Raw genomic sequence first — 4,180 nt, 5'->3', positions numbered from 1 at the left:
CCTCCGCGCTGCAGAACACCGATCTGGTCGAGTACATCTCCGGCTCGGCCTACATCGACGACCTGGTAAGCGACCCGTGGGAGCTCGACGAGAAGGGATATCTCCAGATTCCGGACAGGCCCGGACTCGGGATCACCCTCAACCCGGAGGCCTTGGAGAAGTACACGGGTAGCCGAAGCCTCATCTCCTGAGGGGACGAGTTCCGATGGTGAACGAGCTGAGCTGCGTGGTCGAGTGCAGCGATCTGCTGGGCGAGGGCCCAGTGTGGTCGGTGCAGGAGCAGACGCTCTACTGGGTGGACATCGTGGGCCGCGCGGCCCGGTCGTACTCCCCGTCAACCGGGCAGCGCCGGGAGTGGAGCATGCCGAGCGAGATCGGCGCGCTTGCGCTCCGGACCTGCGGCGGGGCCTTGGTCGCCCTACGCAGCGGCTTCGCCCTCCTGGACCTGCACACGGGTGCGCTGACTGCGGTGTGCGATCCTGAGCCGGCACAGCCGGACAACCTGTTCAACGACGGTGCCTGCGACCGTGCCGGCCGCTTCTGGGCCGGGACGCTGCATCAGGACGAGATCGAGCCGCTCGGATCGCTCTACCGCCTCGGCGCCGATCTCGACTGCACACGGATGCTCTCGGACCTGGTCATCGCCAACGGCATGGGCTGGAGTCCGGACGACCGAACGATGTACTTCACCGACTCCGGGCACGGCCGGATCTACGCCTTCGACTACGACCTCGAGCGCGGGGAGCTGAGCAGCCAACGGACCTTCGCGGAGGTGGACGAGCGCGACGGGGTGCCCGACGGGTTGACAGTCGACTCCGACGGTTACGTGTGGGCTGCGCTCTGGGACGGCGGGGCGATCCGTCGGTATGCACCCGACGGCAAACTCGCCGAGATCATCGAGCTCCCCGTGCCTCGTCCGACGAGCTGCGCATTCGGCGGCCCGGAGTTGAGCACGCTGTTCATCACCTCTGCCCGCGATGGGCTGGACGAGCGGACGCTGCACGAAGCCCCGCTCTCCGGGTCGGTCCTCGCACTGGAGACCGCTGTGACCGGCATCCCCGAACCGACCTTTGGAGCCTGACGTGACATCGGAAGTGACCGACCAGAACCGAACCGTCGCCCTCGTCACGGGCGGCGCGGTCGGGATCGGACGGGACATCGCCATCCGGCTGGCCGAGGACGGCGCGGACGTGGCGTTCACGTACCTCTCGCACGCACCTGATGACACGCTCGCGGCAATCCAGGCACTGGGCCGCCGAGCGCACGCCATCAAGGTCGACGCCACGGATCCGGACGCCGTCAATGCCGCCGTGCGGGAGGTCGTCCAGCAGCTCGGCGGGGTCGGGGTGCTTGTCAACAATGCCGGCGGCCTCGTCGGACGAGTCCCCTTGGCGGAGATGTCGGCCCAGCATTGGCACCGCGTGCTGGACGTCAATCTGAGTAGCGCCTTCTTCTTCCTGCAGGCAACGGCACCACACATGCCCGCCGGCGGACGAGTCGTCAACATCGGCTCGCTGGCCGGTGACAACGGAGGCAGCGCAGGCGCAGGCGCCTACGCCACCGCGAAGGCAGGGCTGGCGGGACTGACACGAGCGGCCGCCAAGGAGTTCGCTCCCGCCGGAATCACCGTGAACGCCGTGGCACCAGGGTTCATCGACCAGACGCCGTTCCACGAGACCTTCAGCACGCCGGCGGCGGTGGAGGCCATGACCAAGAGCACCGCGGTCGGCCGCCCCGGAGCACCATCAGAAGTTGCCCACGCAGTCTCGTTCCTGGCCTCAACCCGGGCCGGCTTCATCACCGGCGCGGTGCTCGATCTCAACGGCGGCACGTACTTCACGTAGCTCGCAGCTGGCGTGGGCGCGCCCGGTGCTGCCGCATCTCCACCCGACCTCGACTGGAGCTAGACATGAAGATCATCGACGTCCGATGCCACGTTCTCGTGGACCCCGATTACGACATCACCTCCACCAGTTCGTCGCAGGACGACATCGTCGTCGAGATCGAGACCGACGAGGGCCTCATCGGCGTGGGTGAAGCGGATGTCAACCCCTGGATCGCCAAGGCCTGCATCGAAGCACCCGGCACGCACACCATGGGCCTCGGTATCCGGGACACCCTAATCGGCTCGGATCCGCGGGACGTGGAAGGTCTCTGGGACCGGCTCTATGTCGGCACGGCCATGAACGGCCGCCGTGGAGCAGTCGTCCACGCCTACGGAGCGGTGGACATGGCGCTGCATGACCTCCGCGGCAAGATACTGGGCAAGCCCGCGTGGCAGCTCTTCCAAGACGTTGAGCGCACCGACTTGCCCCACCAGACCGTCCCCTACGCCTCGTTGCAGCCTGAGCCCGGAGGGTTCGAGCGCTACACCCAGTCGATGGTGGACTGGGCCCTCCGCGCAAAGAAGTTCGGCTTCACCGCCCTCAAGGCAGAGGTGACCGTCAACGGTCCCTATGCGCACCAGGGCATGAAGGAGCCGTACGAAAGGGCAGGGGAGGTTCTTGCTGCTGTACGCGAGGCCGTCGGCCCAGATTTCACCTTGATGTGCGACGTCCAGTACATGTTCCCGGACGCCCGCACCTGCCTTGACGTCGTCGAGGACTGGGCGGACCTGAACCTGCGTTTTCTCGAGACGCCGCTCTCATTCGACGACCTGGACGGGTACGCCGAGGTCGCCGCGCATGCCCCCATGCCGATCGCGGCCGGCGAGTTCCTCGCGACCCGGTTCGAGTTTCTCGATCTCATGGACCGGGGTCGAGTGTCCGTCGTGCAACCCGACATGGGGCGGGTCGGGGGGCTCACCGAGGCTGTCCGCGTGGGCACGCTGGCGCAGGCGCGGGGCCTGACCGTGGTGCCCCATGTCTGGAAGACAGGGCTGTCCATCGCGGCCGCCGCCAACTTCGCCGCGGCCACGCCCGGTTGCGAGTTCGTCGAGTACCTCCCGGCCGAGCTCTCGGAGTCGCCGCTACGCCGGCAGCTGTTCCGGAACGTGCCCGAACTGGTGAACGGCCGGCTGACACCGTCCGACGCCCCCGGCCTCGGCGTGGAGCTCGACCACGACGCCCTCGCGCACTTCGCGGCAGCAGCTTCCGCGCTGTACCGCGGCACCGGCCACTAGGCCGACCTTGTCGAACCGGAGACCGCAAGTCTTGAACACCGAGATCGAAGCAACCGAGAACAGAGGAGAACGTCGATGAAGTTGGCACGGTACGGACAGCCAGGGTCGGAGCGGCCCGCGGTGATTGTCGAGGGTCGCGTTCTGGATCTCTCGCCCGTGACGACGGACATCGACGGCGCGTTCCTGGCCGACAACGGGGTGGAGCATGTTGCGGCGACCGTAGCGGCGGGGGATCTGCCGCCGCTCGACATCGAGGGCCTGCGCGTCGGCGCACCCATCGCGCGCCCGAGCACCGTCGCGTGCATCGGGATGAACTATGCGGCTCACGCGGCCGAGTCGGGGTCACAGCCGCCGGAGCTTCCGATCCTGTTCCTCAAGCCACCGAACACCGTCGTAGGGCCCGACGACTCCGTGACCATTCCGCGGAACAGCACCAAGACCGACTGGGAGGTCGAGCTGGGAGTGGTCATCGGACAGCGCGCCTCCTACCTCGACTCGCCAGCCGACAGCATGCGGCACGTCGCAGGCTTCGTGATCTCCAACGACCTGTCCGAACGCGACTTCCAGATGTCCCTATCCGGTGGACAGTGGAGCAAAGGCAAGGCGTCGCCCGGCTTCACACCCACGGGCCCATGGCTCGTCACGCCCGACGAGGTCGACCACCGCGCGCTCCGGCTGCGCACATGGGTCAACGGTGAACCGCGGCAAGACTCGACGACCGCCGACATGGTGTTCGACGTCGAGTATCTGCTCTGGCATCTCAGCCAGTTCATGGCCTTGGAGCCTGGCGACCTGATCCTCACCGGCACACCTCAAGGTGTGGCCCTGTCCGGTCGCTTCCCGTACCTGGCCGGGGGCGACGTCGTCGAACTCGAGATCGACGGTCTCGGCCGGCAGCGGCAAGTGATGGAGGCGTTCCAGTGAGCAGCTCCTTCACGTCCGACGAGTTCGCAGGCCTGACCGCGCTCGTCACCGGTGGCGCCTCGGGCATCGGTGCCGCGATCGCGTCCGAACTCTCGGCCCGCGGTGCGCGGGTAGCAGTGGTAGACGTCGACCCGG

6 protein-coding genes are annotated in these 4,180 nt (G+C 67.5%); all 6 read left to right on the top strand.

The window, feature by feature from the left end; translation table 11 throughout:
* On the top strand, positions 1-191 hold a 191-nt coding region (locus ABD194_RS19525; RefSeq protein ID WP_343994593.1), incomplete at its 5' end, for an enolase C-terminal domain-like protein.
* A 14-nt stretch (positions 192-205) separates the two neighbouring features.
* A complete protein-coding gene (locus ABD194_RS19520) occupies positions 206-1,081 on the top strand; it encodes an SMP-30/gluconolactonase/LRE family protein (protein ID WP_343994591.1) in 876 nt (291 codons plus the stop codon).
* Position 1,082: 1 nt separating this feature from the next.
* The gene (locus tag ABD194_RS19515) at positions 1,083-1,844 is read left to right on the top strand and encodes an SDR family NAD(P)-dependent oxidoreductase (RefSeq protein ID WP_343994589.1); all 762 of its coding nucleotides are present in this window, start codon (positions 1,083-1,085) and stop codon (positions 1,842-1,844) included.
* Positions 1,845-1,909: 65 nt separating this feature from the next.
* On the top strand, positions 1,910-3,121 hold the full coding sequence (locus tag ABD194_RS19510) for a mandelate racemase/muconate lactonizing enzyme family protein (protein ID WP_343994587.1): 1,212 nt from the start codon (positions 1,910-1,912) through the stop codon (positions 3,119-3,121).
* Between the two features lie 75 nt (positions 3,122-3,196).
* The gene (locus ABD194_RS19505) at positions 3,197-4,045 is read left to right on the top strand and encodes a fumarylacetoacetate hydrolase family protein (RefSeq protein ID WP_343994585.1); all 849 of its coding nucleotides are present in this window, start codon (positions 3,197-3,199) and stop codon (positions 4,043-4,045) included.
* Positions 4,042-4,180: SDR family NAD(P)-dependent oxidoreductase (locus ABD194_RS19500; protein ID WP_343994595.1), on the top strand; the 139-nt coding region annotated here is incomplete at its 3' end. The genes ABD194_RS19505 and ABD194_RS19500, both read left to right, overlap by 4 nt.

It is taken from the genome of Terrabacter terrae (assembly GCF_039529575.1).
Taxonomy (GTDB): Bacteria; Actinomycetota; Actinomycetes; order Actinomycetales; family Dermatophilaceae; genus Terrabacter; species Terrabacter terrae.
The sequence above is the reverse complement of the archived record's forward strand: the minus strand, read 5'-3'. Positions and strand labels throughout refer to the sequence as shown.